Below are 19856 nucleotides of genomic sequence, written 5' to 3' on the forward strand. Positions count from 1 at the left end.
CCGACTCGATTAACTTTTGCACGCCATAGCCCTCAATTAAGAAATCAGTTTCTCAAGATCATTGGCTGATAGACGTTTGAGGGCCTCCAGAGATTTAGTCAGTTCATCCTGCAAAGGCTGTAAATCGCCTTGCAGGCCCTGTAGTTCACTGCAGAATTCGCCCAGGTTTTGTGTGCCGAACAGCAGGTTGAGCGGAACATCCAGCTCCAGTTGCTGGCGAATGCGCATGACCACTTGCGTCGCCAACAACGAGTGCCCGCCCAGCGCAAAGAAGTTGTCGTTGAGCCCCACTTGCGCGATTTCCAGCACGCTTTGCCAGATCTGCGCCACCTGTTGGGCCAGCTCGCTGTCCGGGGCCACGTAGGCCTGGGCCGCCTGCCCGGCGTCCGGCTTGGGCAGCGCCTTGCGGTCGAGCTTGCCGTTGGGGCTGAGCGGCATACGCTCCAGAACCTGCACATGGTTGGGCACCATATAAGCAGGCAGCGCCTGGCCCACATGTAGCTTGAGTTCAGTGGCCGGGGCTGGGTGTTCGCGCCGACCTTGCTCGCCAAGCACCACGTAGGCCACCAGTGACGTATCGTCGACGGCTACCACCACCGCCTCGCGTACATGCTCATGCTCAAGCAGCCGTGCTTCGATTTCCCCCAGCTCGATACGCAGGCCGCGCAACTTGACCTGGTGATCGATACGCCCGGCGTATTCGATGACCCCATCGGCGCGATAGCGCGCCAGGTCACCGGTGCGGTACATACGCTGGCCCCGCCCTTGCGGGCTGACGACAAAGCGCTCGGCGGTCAATGCCGGGCGCTGGTGATAACCCCGCGCCAGCCCTTCACCCGCCAGGTACAGCTCACCCAGCACGCCCGCCGGCAGCGGTTCCAGATTGGCATCCAGAATGAAGCACGCGAGGTTGGCGATCGGCCGCCCGATCGGCACGCTGTCACGGCCCTCGTCAAGGCACGTCCAATGGGTCACATCGATGGCCGCTTCGGTCGGGCCGTACAAGTTATACAGCCGCGCCTTCGGCAGCCGCGCGAACACCTGCTGCTGGGCGTCCACCGGCAGCGCCTCGCCGCTGCATACAATACGGGCCAGGCTCAGGCAACTGTCCACAGCGTGCGCCTGCATGAACGCCTGCAACATCGAGGGCACAAAATGCAGGGTCGTCACCTGCTCACGGTTGATCAGCTCAACCAGCCGTGACGGATCACGGTGGTCGCCGGGAGCAGCCATCGCCAAGCGAGCCCCTGTCATCAATGGCCAGAAAAACTCCCAGACCGACACATCGAAGCTGAACGGGGTTTTCTGCAAGACCGTGTCCGCGGCACTGAGCCCGTAGGCCTGCTGCATCCAGCACAACCGATTGACCAGCGCCGAATGCCGGTTGCCCGCGCCCTTGGGCTTGCCCGTGGAACCAGAGGTGTAAATCACATAGGCCAAGCCTTCGGGGTGCACGCTGACCCGCGGGTTGGCGGCACTGTAACCTTCAAGCCAGGTGGCCGGCTGGTCCAGCAGCAGGGTGCGCACACCGGCGGCGAGCGGCAGGCCATCAACCACCCCCGCTTGACTCAGCAACAACGAGACGCCGCTGTCCTCGATCATGTAGCGCAGGCGATCCTGCGGGTATTCCGGGTCCAACGGTACGTAGGCGCCCCCCGCTTTGAGGATGGCCAGCAAGCCGACCACCATTTCAATCGAGCGCTCCAGCGCAATCCCCACCAACCGCTCAGGGCCCACGCCGGCTTCGATCAGCTTATGCGCCAGGCGGTTCGCCCGCGCATTGAGTTGCGCATAGCTCAGACGCTCGTCGGCAAACACCAGCGCCGTGGCGTCGGGCGTGCGCAGCACTTGCTGCTCGATCAGGTGCTGGATGCTGCAGGTCAATGGGTAGGTGGTTTCAGTGGCGTTCCAGCTGTCTACGATCTGTTGACGTTGCGCACCGTCCAGCAAGCGCAAATCGCCAAGCCTGGCCTGCTCGCCGCTGTCCGCCATTTGCAGCAACAGGTGCTGAAGGTGCCCGGCCAATTGCTTGACCACGCCAGCATCGAAGTGTTGGCGGTCATAGGCAAACTGCAGCGACAGCGTCTGGCCGGCGTCGACCAGCACCGTCAACGGCACACTGGTCTGCTCATGGCTGCTGACCTCGCCAAACGCGATGCCCGCCGGCGCGCCCTGCTCCAGCGCTTGCGACACGGGGTAGTTCTCGAACACCAACAGGCTGTCAAACAGAGCGGTGCCGCCATGCCCCGCCCAGCGCTGGATATCAAACAAAGGCGTGTGCTCGTACTCACGCAAGGCCAGGTTGAGCGACTGCACGTCTTGCAGCCAGGCACTTACCAACTGTTCACTGCGAGGGCTGGCGATCACCGGCAATGTATTGATAAACAAGCCGACCTGCTGCTCGACACCCGCCAAATCGGCGGGACGCCCCGACACCGTGGCACCGAAAGTCACGGTCGGCTGCCCGGTATACCCCTGCAACAGCAGCAGCCAGGCACCTTGCACCAGGGTGTTGAGGGTGACTTTGCGAAGTCGGGCAAAGTCGCCAAGGCGCTGGGTGTGCTCGCGATCAAGCAGCTGCTGATGGCTACCGTGGCCAGGCTGCGACTCACTCTGCGGCGCGTCAAGACTGCGCGCCAGCAAGGTCGGCTCCTCCAGGCTGGCCAACTGCTGCTTCCAGAACGCTTCGCTGGCAGCGTCGTCCTGACGCTTGAGCCAGGCAATGTAGTCGCCATAACTGCCCGTGCGCGGGGCCGGGGCTTGCCCGCTATAGCGTTGCAACACCTCGCCGAGCAACTGCGAGTTACTCCAGCCGTCCATCAAGATGTGATGGCTGGTATAGATCATTTCGTAACGTTCGGGAGCCGTGCGAACCACCGCCAGACGCAGCAGCGGCGGCCGTGCCAGGTCGAAGCCCTGATGCAATTGCTGTTGCGCCAGCGTCTGCAGGGCGGGTTCCAGATCCGCGCGTTCAAGCCAGTCATGGGTTTCGAAGGGCAACTCGGCGTGACGCTGAACAATCTGCAGGGGCTGCTGATGTTCGCTTTCCCAGATAAACCCGGTGCGCAAGACATCATTGTTATTGACGCTGTCTTGCCAGGCCGCTCGAAAACGCTCGACGTCGAGCCCCTGGACGGCAACGCGCATCTGGTTGATGTAATCGCCACCGTTTTGCGCAAGGCGACTGTGGAACAACATGCCTTGCTGCATCGGTGACAAAGGATAGATATCGGCGATATCACGCGCAGGAACTGCCAGGCGGTCCAATTGCACCTGACCCAGGCCAGCCTGGAGGAAGTCCGTAGGCGTGACGCCTGCCGCCCTCCCGTCACAGCAATGTGCGATCAGCGCCTTGAGTTCGAGCATGTACTCGTCCGCCAGCCGCTGCACGGTGGTTTCAGCAAACATCTGCGTGCTGAAACTCCAGTCCATGCTCAGCTCGCCGGCGTAGACCCGACCATTGAGCGACAGCCAGTTGCTCAGTGGCGCCCGCTCGCTCTGCTCGGCACCCGCGAATTCTGTAGCAGGGACGAACAACGAGGTTTCATCGAACTGGCCGTCGAACTGCCCCAGGTAATTGAAGGTGATCCGCGGTACAGCCAACTGGCTAAGTGCCGCACGGGACGCCTCATCGCCCAGATAACGCAACACGCCAAAGCCGATGCCCTTGTGCGGCACACCGCGCAATTGCTCCTTGATCGCCTTGATCGAACCGTCCAGCGAGACTTCGGGTGTAAGGCGTACCGGGAACAAACTGGTGAACCAGCCCACGGTGCGGGTGACATCCAGGTTGTCGAAGAGTTCTTCACGCCCATGGCCTTCCAACTGGATCAGCGCACTGCTTTGTGCGCTCCAGCGCGACACCACGCGCGCCAGCGCCGTCAGCAGCAGGTCATTGACCTGGGTGCGATAAGCCGCGGGGGCCTCTTGCAGCAACTGGCGGGTCAGCGCCGGGTCCAGACGTGACTGCACGGTTGCCGCATAGCGGTTTTCCAGGCTGCCCTCGATGTTGTCACACGGCAGTTCGCCAGTGGCGCCCTGGGCCTGCCAGTACGCGAGTTCAGCCTGCAACTGGGTACTTTGGGCGTATATCTGCAAACGCTCGGCCCATGTTTTGAAGGCGCAAGTCTTGGCGGGCAAGCGGATGGTTTGCGCGCCATGAGCCTGACGGTAGGCCAGTTGCAGATCCTCCAGCACTATGCGCCAGGACACGCCATCGACCACCAGATGATGCACAACCAATAACAGGCGCTGGCTGCCGTCGGCCATGTGCGCCAGCAATGCGCGCAGCAGGCCTCCCTGCAAGTCCAGCGAACGCTGGGCGCGATCGGCCCACTGCGCAAGCGCCTGGCTGTCGTCGACCTCGGCTTGCCACAGCACCACCGGCCGGTCAGCGGGTGAGCGGTGGCTGGCTTCCCAGCCCTGTGCGCCCTGGCTGAAACTCAGGCGCAAGGCATCGTGATGCCCGATCAGCGCCTGCAGCGCCTGCTCCAGTGCCTCGGCCTGCAAGGCCTGGGCAGGACGCAGCAACACCGACTGGTTCCAGTGATGGCGCTCGGCAATAGCCTGTGCAAAAAAGTCCTGTTGAATCGCCAACAGCGGTGTGGCGCCCGTCACCGGGCCCTGTTCGACCACGGCCTGCGGCGGCGCATGCCGCGCCACGCGTGCCAGGCCCTGTACGGTTTGATGGGTAAACAGCTCTTTGGCGGTGAAGTGAATACCGGACGCACGTGCGCGGCTGACCAACTGGATAGAGACAATCGAGTCACCACCCAGCTCGAAGAAGTTGTCGCTCACCCCCACCTGATCGAGTTTCAACACCTCCTGCCAGAGCCCAGCCAAGCCTCGCTCCATTTCATTGCGAGGCGCCTGATAGCCCGCCAGGGCAGGCTGTAATTCAGGTACCGGCAACGCTTTGCGGTCAAGCTTGCCGTTAGGCGTCAGGGGCAAACGCGCCAGCGTGACCCACTGCGCCGGCAGCATGTACTCGGGCAAGGTCTGCTTGAGCCAGTCACGCGCGTCTTCATGCAACGCCTGCGGCGCCGGCTGTTCAGACACCAGGTAGGCGATCAAACGGGTACCGTGCTCACCGTCATGGGCGACCACCACGGTTTCGTCGATCGAGGGGTGTTGCAGCAGCCGCTGTTCGATTTCCCCCAGCTCGATCCGGAAACCACGCACCTTGGTCTGGTGGTCGATACGTCCCAGGTACTGGATGTGACCATCGGCCAGGTAGCGCACCAGGTCACCGGTGCGATACAGGCGCTGCGCCCCCGCCCCGAAGGGGTTCGGCACAAAGCGTTCCGCGGTCAGGTCCGGACGCTGCAAGTACCCACGGGCGATACCGGCGCCGGCCAGGTACAACTCGCCCGCCACGCCGATCGGCACCGGCTGCAAATGCTCGTCAAGGACATAGCTGTCGGTACCCGCCAACGGCCGCCCGATGCTCGGCTGCCCGCCCGCTACTCGTCGCACATACGTCGAATAGGTAGTGTCTTCGGAAGGGCCATACAGGTCGTACACATGCTGCAGCGTCGGGTGACTGTAAAGCGCGTCGACCAGTGGCTGCTTCAACGGCTCACCGGCCAGGTTGATGATGCGCACGCTGGCGGGGATTTGCCCGGCCGCATGCAGGGCGGCAATCGCCGACGGCACGGTGTTGATCAGCGTGACGCGATCGCGCGCCGGCAAATCGGCGAGGGCCAGGGCGTTTTCGGCGAGCACAAAGAAGCCACCGCTGCCCAGGGTCACAAACAGTTCCCAAACCGACAGGTCAAAGCAGATCGAGGTAGACGCCAATACGCCCTGCAAGTCTTCGCGACGATAGACCCCCTGGGCCCACTGGACCAGCGACACCGCGTTGCGATGGCTGATGGCGACGCCTTTTGGCTTGCCCGTGGAACCCGAGGTGTAGATGACATAGGCCAGGTTGTCGGCATGCGCGAGTGCAGGCAGGTCGGCACAGTCCGGGGCGCTTGCATCAACGTCTTCGGGTACGACCACCAGCACGTGCGCACCACCAACCTGGGCCGGGTCATTGCTCAGCACCAGGCGCGCCTGGCTGTTTTCAAGCATGTAGGCAATGCGATCGGCCGGGTAATTCGGGTCCAGCGGCACGTAGGTGCCTCCCGCTTTGAGCACCGCCAGGAGCGCCACGACCATTTCCACCGAACGTGGCAGCAACACGCCCACGCGAACCTCAGGGCCTACGCCACGAGCCCGCAGGCGTCGAGCCAGGCGGTTGGCGCGCGCATTGAGCTGGCGATAGTCCAACGCCTGCTCGCCAAACAGCATCGCCAGTTGCTCGGGACCTGCATCGGCCTGAGCTTCGAACAGCTGGTGCAGGCCGCCGTCGAAGGTGGCCGGTAGTTCAAGGCTGTTCCAATCGCGCAGGATAACCTGGCGCTCGTCGGCGCCCAGCAGCGGCAATTCGCTGATCGCCTGTGCAGGCTGGCTGACGATAGCGCGCAACAGGTTCTGCCAGTGGCGCGCCAACTGCTCGACGGTGCCGCGTTGGAACAAGTCCGTGGCGTAGGTCAACGACGCCGCCAACCCGCCCGCCACTTCCACCGTATCCAGGGTCAGGTCGAATTGCGCCGTGCCACTGTCCCAGGCGATGCCTTCAATGGACAGGCCCGACAACCGGACCTGGCGTTGCTCGCGGTTCTGATGGTTGAACAGCACTTGGAACAGCGGGCTATGACTCAGGCTGCGCTGGGGCTGCAAGGCCTCGACCAGTTGCTCGAACGGTAAGTCCTGGAACGTTTGGGCCTCGAGCACCGACTGGTGAACCTGCCGCAACAGGGCTGTGAACGACAGCGCGTCGCCGAACTCGGCGCGCAGCACCTGAGTGTTGACGAAAAACCCGACCAGCCCCTCGGTTTCCAGGCGATTGCGGTTGGCCACCGGCACGCCGACACGGATATCGTTCTGGCCGCTGTACCGGTGCAGCAGCATCTGGAACGAGGCCAGCAACACCGTGAACAATGTGACCTGTTCGCGCCGCGCCACCTGCTGCAAGGCGCTCGCCAACTCGTCAGGCAAGGCGAAGTCCAGGCGGGCGCCTCGAAAGCTCTGCTCGGCCGGCCGGGAGAAATCGACCGGCAACTCCAGCACCGGCTGCTCGCCGCCCAGTTTGTCGAGCCAGTAGGCCAATTGCCGCGCATTGTCGCCACCGGCGACCCATTGGCGCTGCCAGGCGGCATAGTCGGCGTATTGCAAGGGCAAGCTCGCCAGCACGGGCTCGCTGCCCGCACAGAATGCGGCGTAAAGACTGACCAGTTCGTCGACCACGATCTGCATCGACCAGCCATCAGAGACGATGTGATGCTGGGTGATCACCAGCACATGGTGGTCTGCGGTGATCGCAAGCAATTTGACGCGCATCAGTGGCCCGTTGAGCAGATCGAACGGGCGCTGAATCTCCGCTTCGACACATCGTTGGATCTGCGCAGCTTCCACGTTTTCTCGCAGCACCGGCAGTTCAACGTGGGCATGGATCACCTGCAAGGTACGTTCGCCCTCCTCCACGAAGGTGGTACGCAACGCCTCATGCCGCTGCACCAGTGCCTGGAACGCTTGTTCAAGCGCAGGCACATTCAATTGGCCGCGCAAATGCAACGCCGTCGGTACGTGATACGCCGCACTGTGCGGATCCAGTTGCCAAAGGAACCACTGACGCTCCTGGGCCGACGACAGCGGCATCGGCGCCCCACGCTCCATCGCCACCATGGGAACACTGTCCTGCGCCTGCAGGCTCTCGCAAGCCTGGGCAAAACCCAGCAACGTGGGATGCTCGAACACGCTGCGCAGCGGCACTTCCCGCTTCAGTTCATGGCGCACACGGGAGACCACCTGGGTCGCCAACAGCGAATGCCCGCCACGCTCGAAGAAGTGGTCACCCAGGCCGACCTGCTCAACCTGCAACACCGCCTGCCAGATGGCCGCGAGTTGCTGTTGCAGAAGGCTCTGCGGCGCCAGGTAGGCGGCCCGCGGCTGATTCAGGTCGGGCGCGGGCAAGGCGCGGCGGTCGAGCTTGCCATTGTTGTTCAACGGCAAGGCGTCCAGCAGCACCCAGTGCGTCGGCACCATGTAGTCGGGCAAGGACTGGCGCAACACCGCTGCCAACCCTTGGCCGTCGATGCCGGCCTCACGGGCGACGACATACGCCACCAGTTGCGCGCCGGCTGGCCCGGCCACGGCAATCACTGCCGCCTCGCGCACCTGCGGCAGCGCTTGCAGGCACGCCTCGATTTCGCCCATCTCGATCCGGAAACCACGGATTTTCACTTGATGGTCGATGCGCCCTACGTATTCCAATGCCGCGTGTTCGTTGTAGCGCGCCAGGTCACCGCTGCGGTAGAGCCGCGCGCCGGGCACACCGGAAAACGGGTCCGGCACAAAGCGTTCGGCGGTGAGCGCCGGGCGGTCGAAATAGCCCTGGGCCAGGCCGGCCGCGGCGCCGATGCACAACTCACCAACGCCGCACGTCGGCAGCAACTGAAACGCACTGTCCAGCACGTACAGCGTACGCCCGTCGATAGCGTGCCCGATCGGCATGCCAAAGGTGTCATTGGCATCCGCCAGCTGACAGTCGTGCACGCTGGACACCACGGTGACCTCGGTCGGGCCATAGGTGTTCACCAGGCGCACGTTGCCCAACCCCGCCGCGTGCCAGGCGCGTACGCCCTCCACCGCCATGGCTTCGCCGCCCACATGCACCTGGCGCAGGCTACCCAGAGCGCGGCCGTCAACGGCGCACTCCTTGGCCAGCAAGTACCAATAGGCCGCGGGCAGGTCGGCGAGCGTCACGCCCTGGTCGACGATTTCCCGAGCCAACTGCCCGGCATCCCACAGTTCGTCGCCGCGCATGATCAGCGCCGCGCCGACGCACAACGGCGGGTAGCACTGTTCGACAAACCCGTCGAAGCTGAAGGTCGCAAATTGCAGCACGCGGTCCGCGGGTGTCAGTGCGCTGTAATGCGCCGCCGTTTCACAGAATTGGCCGAGGGCGGCATGGTCGATGGCCACGCCCTTGGGCCGCCCCGTAGAGCCGGAGGTGTAGATCACGTAGGCCAGGTCTGCCGCCATGGCCTGATTGGGCGGGTTGGTGGCCGGGTAGACGGCCAGTTCCGCACCCGACACGGTGAAGTCGACGCGCACCAGGGCGGCGGGTAACGGCAGATCCTGCAGCAACCCGGTTTCGCTGAGCAACAGGTCGAGGCGGCTGTCGGCCAGCATGTAGGCCAGGCGTTCGTTCGGATAGTTCGGGTCCAGCGGCACGTACGCGGCGCCACTCTTGAGCACCGCGAGCAGGCTGACGATCAGTTGCGGCCCGCGCCGTGAGGCCAGGCCGACCCGCTGCCCCGGCCCGACACCGTGCGCCAGCAGGCAATGCGCCAGGCGGTTGGCCCGCTCATTGAGCTGGGCATAGGTCAGGCGCTCATCCCCGGCCTGCACCGCCAGTGCGTTCGGCGAGGCCTCGGCCTGGGCCGCAATGCGCTCGTGCACACGGTCATGACGGGCCACCGAACCCAGCGATTGGCTCAGGGCAAGCAGGTCGCGCTGCCCGGCGGTGTCGAGCAGTTGCAAACGGCCCAACGGTGCATTGGCATCCGCCACCCATTGCACCAGCAGGTGCCGCAGGTTGGCGGCCAGTTGTTCAACCTGGCGCGCGCTGAAACGCGCACAGTCGTAGCTGAACTCCAGGCGCAGGCTGGCGCCCAGTTCTATCCCCAGGGTCAGCGGGTAGTGGGTGCGTTCATGGTTGTGCATCCGCCCGAAGGTCAGGCCTGCCGGTGCGCCTTGCTTCAGGGCCTCGGCGACCGGGAAGTTTTCAAATACCAGCAGGGTGTCGAACAAGGCGCCCTGTTGCCCGGCCCAGCCCTGGATGTCGTAGAGCGGCACGTGTTCATGGTCGCGCAGGCTTACGTTCAAGGCTTGCAGTTCACGCAGCCGGTCGCCGGTGGATTGCGCAGCCGAAAACGTGCTGATGATGGGCAAGGTGTTGATGAACAGGCCCAACTGCTGCTCGATCCCCGGCAACGGCGCCGAGCGCCCGGCGACAGTGGCGCCGAAGGCCACGCAGTCCTGACCGGTATAGCGTTGCAGCAAGAGGCTCCAGGCGCCCTGCAGCAGGGTATTGAGGGTGACTTTCTGTTGACGGGCAAATTCGCTCAGCTCACGCGTTATGGCGTCTTCCAGCACGAGCTGATGCTCAGCCGTGCCGCCGCCGTCAACCGGTGGCCGCAAGGCTTCTGCCAGCAAGGTCGGCGCCTGCAACGGTGCCAGGGCGGCTTTCCAGAACGCCTCGCCCGACCCTTGCTGTTGCAGCCAGCCCAGGTAGTCGCGGAACTGCCCCAACGGTGCCGGTACGGCCTGGCCGGCGTAGTGGGCAATGACTTCACCGAGCAACTGGGCGTTACTCCAGCCATCCATCAGGATGTGATGGCTGGTGAAGATCAGATGCCAGGCCTCGCCGGCACCGCGCACCAGCATCAGGCGAAACAACGGCGCGGTATCCAGCGCAAAACCTTGCTCGCGTTCGGCGCCAGCGAGGGCATCGAGGTCGGCATTGAGGTCTTCAATCACGTGCAACTGCACGTCAACCTGGCGCTGGATCAGTTGGTGGGCGCTGTCCAGGCCCAGCCAGTGGAAGCTGCTGCGCAGGATGTCATGTCGGTCCAGCGCAGCCTGCCAGGCGCGGCCGAACGCCAACAGGTCGAGGCCCTGGATATCCAGGCGCAACTGGTTGATATAGGCCTGGGCGTCGGGCTCATACAGGGTGTGGAACAACATGCCCTGCTGCATCGGCGACAACGGGTACAGATCGGCGATGGCCGGCCCCGCCACGGGCAATGCGTTCAATTGCTGCTGGCTCAGGCGCGCCAGCGGGAAGTCCGAAGGCGTGGCCTGCCCGGCCGGCGTGGCGCAGCAATGTTCGATCAAGGCCTTGAGTTCCGTCGCGTACTCATCGGCCAGGCGCTGGATGGTCGCCGTGTCGAACATCTCGCGGCTGAAGCCCCATTGCAGCGTCAGTTCGCCGCCATACACCTGCCCTTCCACGGTCAACCAGTTGGCCAGCGGCGCCTCGGGGTCCTGGGCTTGGCCGCTGCCCTGGGCCGCCGGCACAAACAGTGCCGACTCGCTGAACTGGCGGTCGAACTGGCCCAGGTAGTTGAAGGTGATACGCGGCGCCGCCAGGCCCGCCAGGGCTTCACGGGCGGCCGGCGCTCCCAGGTAACGCAACAGGCCATAGCCGATGCCTTTGTCGGGCACGGCGCGCAGTTGCTCCTTGACCGACTGGATCGCACTGGACAATGGCCCCTCAGCCTGCAGGCGCACCGGGAACAGGCTGGTGAACCAGCCAACGGTACGGGTCAGGTCAAGGCCATCGAACAGGTCTTCGCGGCCGTGGCCTTCCAACTGGATCAAGGCGCCGGGCTGACCGCTCCACCGGCTGACGACACGTGCCAGGGCGGTCAGCAGCAAATCGTTGACCTGCGTGCGATAGGCCGCCGGCGCTTCTTGCAGCAACCGGCGGGTGTACTCGGCGTCGAGGCGCACGTCGAGTTTGCTGCCCAGGCGGTTTTGCAAGCCGCCGTGGGGGTTGTCGCAGGGCAAGTCCATGTCGGCGGACTGGGCCTGCCAGTACGCGAGCTGTTCATCGAGGTTCAGGGCATGGGCCTGCAACTGCTGCGCCCACTGCTGGTAGGCACTGGTCTTGGCCGGTAGCGATGCCTCGGCATACGCCTGCTGCACGTCTTCAAGCAGGATGCGCCAGGACACGCCGTCAATCACCAGGTGATGGACCACCAGCAACAGGCGTTGGGTGCCGTCAGCCATGTTCACCAGCGCGGCGCGCAGCAGCGGCCCCTGCTCAAGGTCAAGGCTGCGCTGGGCTTCGTCGCAGAGCGCGGCCAGCTCAGTGTCATCGACGGCATGGGATTGCCACAGGGCAGGCCCGGTGACCGGCGCGCCATGAGTTTGCAGCCAGCCGTCGGCCCGTTGCGCAAAACGTAGGCGCAGGGCGTCGTGATGGTTGAGCACTTGGGTCAGGGCGGCTTCCAGGCGCGTCGGCTCCAGGGCTTCACGCGGGGTCAATAGCAACGACTGGTTCCAGTGCTGGCGCGCCGGGATGGCCTGGGCAAAAAAGCTCTGCTGCACCGGCGTGAGGATCACCTCGCCGCTGACCGGCCCCTGGTCGATAACGCTGGCCTGCTCCAACGTCGCCACCAGCGCCAGGCTGCGCACGCTCTGGTACTGGAACAGGTCGCGCGGGCTGAGGCGAATCCCGGCCTGGCGCGCACGGCTGACCACTTGGATGGAGATTATCGAGTCGCCACCCAGCTCGAAGAAATTGTCTTCCAGGCCAACGTGCTCGACGCCGAGCACGTCGCTCCAGATCGCCGCAAGGGCTTTTTGCAGAGCGTTCTGCGGCGCGACAAACCCCTGCTGCGGCGTGGCGTCCGGCAACGGCAGCGCCTTGCGGTCGAGTTTGCCATTGGCGGTCACCGGCAGCTTGGCCAGGTACACCATGTGGGTCGGCACCATGTATTCCGGCAGACTGCCGAGCAACCAGGCCTTGAGGTCCGTCGGCGCTTCGCCGTCCGGCACCAGGTAAGCCACCAGTTGCTTGCCGCCCTGCACCAGCACCACCGCCTCACGCACACCGGGGTGTTGCATCAGGCGTGTCTCGATTTCGCCCAGCTCGATACGCAAGCCACGCAGCTTGACTTGATGGTCGAGGCGCCCGAGGTATTCGATGACACCGTCGGCACGTTGGCGCACGCGGTCGCCGGTGCGGTACAGGCGCGCGCCGTCGGCAAACGGGCTGGGCACAAAACGTTCGGCGGTCAGCGCCGGGCGCCGGTGATAGCTGCGGGCCAGGCCGGTGCCGCCCAGGTACAGCTCGCCCGACACGCCGGCAGGCACCGGGTTGAGTTGGGCGTCGAGTACATAGGTGCCGAGGTTGGCGATCGGGCGACCGATAGGCACGGCGTCGCGGCCTTCGTCGGTGCAGGTCCAGTGGGTGACGTCGATGGCTGCTTCGGTGGGGCCGTACAGGTTGAACAGCCCGGCCTGGGGCAGTTTGGCGAACACTTGCACCTGCGCATCCAGCGGCAAGGCTTCGCCGCTGCACACGATGCGCTTGAGGCTGCCGCAGGCCTGCACGCCCGGCTCATGGATAAACGCCTGGAGCATCGAGGGCACGAAGTGCAAGGTGGTAATGCCATGGCGGCCGATGGTGTCGATCAGGCGGGCCGGCTCGCGGTGTTCGCCGGGGGCGGCAATGACCAGCCGCGCGCCGGTCATCAGCGGCCAGAAGAACTCCCAGACCGAGACGTCAAAGCTGAAGGGGGTTTTTTGCAGCACCGCGTCGCTGGCGTCGAGGCTATAGGCCTGTTGCATCCAGCACAGACGGTTGACCAGCGCGCGATGGCTGTTGCCCACGCCCTTGGGCTTGCCGGTGGAGCCGGAGGTGTAGATCACATAGGCGAGGTTCAGCGCCTGGATCGTCACGGCCGGTGATGCGCTGCTGTAACCGTCAAGCCAACCGGTTGCCTGGTCCAGGACCATCACACGGATTGCGTCGGTGGGCAGCAACGGCAGCAGGCTGTGCTGGCTGAGCAGCAATTGGATGCCGCTGTCCTCGATCATGTAGGCCAGGCGGTCCCGGGGGTATTCGGGGTCAAGCGGCACGTAGGCGCCACCAGCCTTGAGAACGGCCAGCAAGCCCACCACCATCTCCACCGAGCGCTCAACGCAAATGCCCACCAATGCATCGGGGCCCACGCCCTGTTCGCGCAAGGCATGGGCCAACCGGTTGGCGCGGGCGTCGAGCTGGGCGTAGCTCAACGTGGTGTCGCCGAACACCAGTGCCGGGGCCTGCGGCGTGGCCCGGGCCTGGTCTTCGATCAACTGATGAATGCCGCGCTCGGTCGGGTAGGTTTGGGTGGTCTGGTTCCAGTCCCGAACCAGCACCTGCTGCTCTGCGGCGGTTAGCATCGGCAGTTCGCCGATGCGCTGCTCGCCGTCGGCAACCATGGCCTGCAACAGGCTGATCCAGTGCCGGGCCATGCGCTCGATGGACGACGCGTCGAACAGGTCGTTGGCATAGGTCAGCGCGGCGTGCAGGGTGCCGGATTTTTCATAGGTATCCAGAGTCAGGTCGAACTGGGTGGTGCGGCCCTGCCACTCCACCAGTGCCAGTTCCAGGCCGGAGGCGGTACTGACGGACGCGATATCGGCGACCGCCGGCTGGTGGTTATACATCACCTGGAACAGCGGCGTGTGGCTGAGGCTGCGCTCGACTTTCAGGGCTTCCACCAAGCGCTCGAACGGCAATTCCTGATGGGCCTGGGCGCCGAGCGCGTGCTCCTTGATGCCTTGCAGCAACTCGGCAACGCGGGTTTGCCCGGTCAGCTCGGTGCGCAACACCTGGGTGTTGACGAAGAAACCGATCAGCCCTTCGACTTCACTGCGGTTACGGTTGGCAATCGGCACCCCGACACGGATATCGCCCTGGCCGGTGTAACGGTGCAGCAGCACGTTGAAGGCGCCCAGTAACAGCATGAACAGCGTGACGTTGTGCTGTTGCGCGCAACTGCGCAGCTGCGCGGCCAGTGCCGGCGCAATCGCGAAATTATGACGCGTGCCCTGGTAGCTGGGCATCGCCGGGCGTGGGCGGTCGGTGGGCAGTTCCAGCACCGGATGCTCATCGCCCAGGCGCGCCTGCCAATATTCCAGTTGACGCGCCTGCTCCCCGGCTTCCAGCCAGCGGCGCTGCCACAGGGCGTAGTCGCTGTACTGGATGGGCAGCGCCGGCAATTGCGGCGCCTCGTTGCGCTCATGAGCGTCGTAAAAGCGGATGAACTCGTCGATCAGCACGTTCATTGACCAGCCATCGGAGACGATGTGGTGCAGGGTCAGCAGCAGCACGTGTTCCCGAGCATCCAGCTTGAGCAACTGCACCCGTAGCAGCGGACCGTGCTCCAGGTCGAACGGCAACAGCGACTGGTGGGTCGCCGCATCATTGACCGCTTGCTCACGTGCCGCCGGCGCCAAGCCGGTCAAATCTTGCTGTTCAATCTCCAGCAACGGCTCCAGGGCGACCTGCCGCAGGCGCTCATCGGGCTGGCGCTGGAATACCGTGCGCAAGGTCTCATGCCTGGCCACCAGGCCGGCGAACGCCTGCCGCATCGCACTCAAGCTCAGCTCGCCCTTTAAACGCACGGCGCCTGGCAAGTTATAGGCGCCGCTGGCCGGGTCCAATTGCCACAGAAACCACATGCGCTGCTGCGCATAGGACAGCGCCTGGCGGTCCTCGGCCTCTACCCCTGCCGGAATCGGAAACCGCGAGAAATCGACCCCTTCTTTCTGCAGTGCCTGCTGGAACAGCTGGCGCTTTTCCAGGGGTAACCCGATAAACCGGCGAGCAAGTTTCAAGGAGTCTTCAGCATTCATTTGTTGGGATCCGGAGCAATAGGCAGGAAGCACAAAGGCACGTCGTCCCTATAAAACGAATCGCAAAGGGAAAAATTAGCGGCGGCTGGAAGGCTGGGAAGGAGGCGTCATCAAGGGTTACATCAATTTCAGGAAAGCCACGCAGACCGGAGCTAGCATTGACGCCCATCACTTTTTGCAACTACATTTAGTTACACGCAGGGAACGCCGTGTCCAAAAATGAAAAGCTGCTCGCCAAATTGCTCAATGAACAAACGTTATTTACCTGGCCCGAATGGGTCACGCTATTGCGACGGCTGGGCTACACACAGATTGAAGGGGCTGGAAGCCGCGTCAAGTTCGACATCGGCAACCCCAGTGCAATGATCACCTTGCACAGGCCTCACCCCGGCAACGAACTGAAACACTACATTCGGCGCCAGATCATCGAACACTTGCGATCAGGAGAACTGATTCCGTGAACAACCAACTCAAATACAAAGGCTACATAGGCTCCATCGAAACCAGCCTCGAAGACAACTGCCTGTTCGGCAAGATTCTGTTCATCAAGGCTTTGGTCAGCTATGAAGGCAAAACCGTCGCCGAACTGGACGCGGCGTTTCACGAGGCGGTGGATGACTACCTCGCGACGTGCCAGTCGCTGGGGCAAACCCCTGAGAAACCTTGCAAAGGCTCGTTCAACGTGCGCGTCGGCCATGAACTGCATCTGGCTGCGGCCCTGGCCGCGGCACGAAAAAAGTCACGCTCAACGACCTGACCCGTCAGGCGCTGAACGAATTCCTGCACCATCACAGCGCGGATGCAGGCCCGGCGCTTGGCTGATCAGCCCAAGCGCCGATAACCCAACACTGCCGAGCCCGATACCACCGCCCCTGCCGCCAACGCCACCCAGAAGCCGCTGGTGGCGCCGAAATGGTCGATCATCCAGCCGGAGCCGGCGGCACCGATGGCCACGCCGATGCTCAGGCCGGTGATCAACCAGGTCATGCCTTCGGTCAGGCGACTGGCTGGAACCACCTGCTGCACCAAGGCCATGGACACGATCAGAGTGGGCGCGAAGAACAGCCCGGAAACGAAGATCGCCACCGCCAGGCCCGGAATGTTGGTTACCAGCAACAACGGCAACGTGGTCAACGCCGTGGCCACCCCACAGAACAGGAACTGCCGGGGCAACGGCGCCTTGAGCTTGAGCGTGCCAAACGCCAGCCCCGCCAGGCACGAACCGATGGCGTACACCGACAGCACGATACTGGCCGCCGCCGGCTGGCCCTGATGTTGGGCAAACGCAACGCTGACCACATCCACCACGCCGACGATGACGCCCATGGCCAGCAGCAGGATCATCAAAATCAGTACCGAAGGCGAAGCGATCAGCCAGCCCGCGTGGTGCGCCTGGTGTTCATGCACGGGGGGTTCAGTGGCCCGTTGCAACACGAACGTGGTCACTCCTGCCGCCAGCAACAGCGCGGCCACCAGCGGCCCGGCTTCGGGAAACAGCACCACACTGAGGCCCACCGAAATCGGCGGGCCGATGATAAAGCACACCTCGTCGAGCACGGACTCCAGGGCAAACGCGGTTTGCAGTTGCGGCTGCCCCCGGTACAACTCGGTCCAGCGCGCGCGCACCATGGCCGACATATTCGGCATACAACCGGCCAGGGCGGCAAACAGGAACAACGTCCAGTTCGGCGCCTGCAAACGGGTGCACAGCAACAGCATCAACAACGCCCCGCCGCCGATCAACGCGGCAACCGGCAGCACCCGCCCCTGGCTGTAACGGTCCACCCACCGTGATACCTGCGGCGCGCAAAACGCCGTGGCCAAGGCAAACACGGCGGCCACCGAGCCCGCCAGGCCATAGCCGCCATGCACCTGAGAGAGCATGGTAATCAGGCCGATACCGGTCATCGACACCGGCATGCGCGCCAGCATGCCGGCCAATACGAAAGCCCGGGCGCCAGGCACCTGGAACAACTCGGCGTAGGGGTTTGCCATGATTTAGAAGCCTTCTGTCCTTAAATTGCGCAGCCTGTTATCACACCAGCCGCTTGATCTGCTTATGTCGCCACACCAACCGGTAGTACGCGACCTGCAAGGCCAGCATCGCCAGGTAAGTCACCGGAAATGCCATCCAAACCCCTTCAAGGCCAAAGTGCGCATTGAACAGATACGCCACCGGCAATTCCACGCACAGCACGCAGAATATCGAGATGGCCACCGGCATCAACACCACGCCGCTGGCGCGCATGATCCCGCCGATGACCGCCTGAAAGCCGAACACCAGGATGCTCCACAGCATGATGTGCAACAGGTGTTCGGCATTGACTCGCGCCGCGTCGTCGGTGATGAACAGCCCCAGCAACCAATGAGACAGCCCATACCCCAGCACAATCAGGCCACCGGTGAGACAGGTGTTGATCAACAACCCAGTGCACAGGATCGGCCCGATGCGCTCCAGGCGCCCGGCACCAATCGCCTGGGCGCCCAGGATCGAGGCGGTGATGGCAATCGACAGCGCCGGGAACTGCACGTAGTTGACGATCTGCGTCACGGCGCCGTAAGCCGCCGTGGCCTGGGAACCGTGGCCATTGACCAGCGCCAGGATGACCAGCTCGGACAACGACAACACCACCATCTGCAAGCCGGTGGGCAGGCCGATACGCAGGACTTTGCCGAGGATCGCGCGGTCCAGGCGCAAGGCCGCAAGCAGTTCGCGATCCGGCGCCATCACATGGCGCTTATGGCGCAGGCGCAACACCAAAAACAGCATCGCCAAGGCGTTACCCACCAGCCCGGCATACACCGCGCTCTGGATCCCCATGGGCGGCAGGCCGATCCAGCCGCGAATCAGCGCAGGCGTCAGCAACAGGCCTGCCAGCGTTGAGACCATCAACGCCAGCAAGGGTGAAACGGTGTCGCTCACGCCGCGCAGCAACTGGGTATAAAGGATAAAGACCAGCAGCAGCGGCATGATCAGCATCATCATCTGGGCGTAACCCACCGCGTCGTCAAGCACATCAATCGGTGTGCCCAATGCCTGCAACGCCGGCCGCGCAAACAGGCTGCCCAACACCGCCGCGATCAACCCCACCAGGGCGCCCAGGGCCAGCGTGGCGCCGGTAATCGACTTGACCATCGCCGTTTGCTGGGCGCCCCACGCTTGGCCGATCAGCACCGAAGCGCCCGCCCCCAGGCCGATCACCAGGGCGATAAAGAAAAATACGATGGGAAACATCCCCGAAACCGCCGCCAACGCCTGGGTACCCAGCATTTGCCCCACATAGATACCGTTGAGGGTGCCGGAAAAGCTCTGCAGGAAGTTGGACAGCACCATCGGTGCCAGAAAGAGCAGGTAGACCTGCCACAGCGGGCGTTGCAAAGGGCTTTGCATGAAAAACGGGGCCTCGAAGAACAAAAGCGTCCGAGGGTTATACCGTAAGTGGATCCAATGTTCTTGTGCTTTGACAGCCGAGCGTATTGGCGCCGAGCCCGCACAGCGGCCCCCGCATTGGCCCTGGCCGCGATCTGAAGGCGTGGGAACCAGGGCCAATCGGTTCGGCTGGAATTCGCGCAACCATCAAATGCTAGGGTGCGACAGGCAGCGCCCGCTTGTGCGCGGTCTTGCGGTACGCTCCCTCGACAATCGCTCGCACCTGCTCGCTCACCGGCTCGCCCATCAAGTACGCATCAATCTCGGCGTACGAGCAGCCGTATGCGGCTTCATCCAACTTACCCGGAGCCAGTTCTTCGAGGTCGGCGGTGGGGTGTTTGTGCACCAGGTTCGCCGGGGCGTCGAGGGCGCTGGCCAGCAGGCGCACCTGGGTTTTGGTCAGGCCGGACAAAGGGGCCAGGTCGCAGGCGCCGTCGCCGAATTTGGTGAAAAAGCCCATCAGCGCCTCGGCGCCATGGTCGGTGCCGACCACCAGCCCGTTATGCAGGTTGGCCACCGCGTACTGCGCGATCATGCGGGTGCGCGCCTTGACGTTACCCTTGATGAAGTCGAGCTGGGCAGCGTTGGCATCGCCAGCAGACAGGCTGGCCATGAGGCCGTCGACGCCGGCGGCTATGTTGAGGGTGTCGATATGGTCCGGGACGATGTAATCGAGGGAGGCCTGGGCGTCACTTTCATCGGCCTGGGTTTTGTAGGGCAGGCGCATGGCGATAAAGCGTGCGGTGTAGCCTTCGTCGCGCAGTTGCTCCACCGCCAATTGGCACAAGCGCCCGGCGGTGAGCGAGTCCACCCCGCCGCTGATGCCAAGTACCAAGGCCTTGCAGCCCGACTCACGCAACGTGGTCTTGATGAAGTCGATACGCCGTTGGATTTCCTTGGCTTCACCGCCCTTCACCAGGGTGCGGTCGATCTTCAGTTCCCGCGCGATACGGTCTTGCAT

At 63.8% G+C, this 19856-nt stretch carries 5 protein-coding genes and 1 pseudogene; 2 read left to right on the forward strand and 4 right to left on the reverse strand.

What is annotated here, in order from left to right; all coding sequences use genetic code 11:
• Window positions 1-36 precede the first annotated feature (36 nt).
• Complete coding sequence (locus AB4O23_RS20660) at window positions 37-15465, reverse strand: non-ribosomal peptide synthetase (RefSeq protein ID WP_460060384.1); 15429 nt, start codon at window positions 15463-15465, stop codon at window positions 37-39.
• Window positions 15466-15674: 209 nt separating this feature from the next.
• Between AB4O23_RS20660 and AB4O23_RS20665 the strand changes: the two genes are divergently transcribed.
• Together AB4O23_RS20665 and AB4O23_RS20670 are read left to right on the forward strand one after the other, a co-directional pair.
• The gene (locus AB4O23_RS20665) at window positions 15675-15926 is read left to right on the forward strand and encodes a type II toxin-antitoxin system HicA family toxin (protein WP_065877936.1); all 252 of its coding nucleotides are present in this window, start codon (window positions 15675-15677) and stop codon (window positions 15924-15926) included.
• Window positions 15923-16287 (forward strand): annotated as a pseudogene (locus AB4O23_RS20670) (type II toxin-antitoxin system HicB family antitoxin). Before AB4O23_RS20665 ends, AB4O23_RS20670 begins: the two are co-directional and overlap by 4 nt.
• On the opposite strand, the gene AB4O23_RS20675 reads toward AB4O23_RS20670, so the two are convergent.
• The 3 genes from AB4O23_RS20675 to nadE all read right to left on the reverse strand — a co-directional run bounded on the left by AB4O23_RS20675 (window position 16288) and on the right by nadE (window position 19856).
• Window positions 16288-17460: an MFS transporter gene (locus AB4O23_RS20675; RefSeq protein ID WP_065877933.1), complete on the reverse strand. Its 1173-nt coding sequence runs from the start codon at window positions 17458-17460 to the stop codon at window positions 16288-16290.
• A gap of 40 nt (window positions 17461-17500) precedes the next feature.
• Window positions 17501-18856, reverse strand: a complete 1356-nt coding sequence (locus AB4O23_RS20680) for an MATE family efflux transporter (protein WP_065877943.1) — start codon at window positions 18854-18856, stop codon at window positions 17501-17503.
• A 193-nt stretch (window positions 18857-19049) separates the two neighbouring features.
• Window positions 19050-19856, reverse strand: a complete 807-nt coding sequence (nadE, locus tag AB4O23_RS20685) for an ammonia-dependent NAD(+) synthetase (protein ID WP_017530277.1) — start codon at window positions 19854-19856, stop codon at window positions 19050-19052.

The sequence above is a fragment of the Pseudomonas sp. H2_A10 genome, assembly GCF_054680085.1.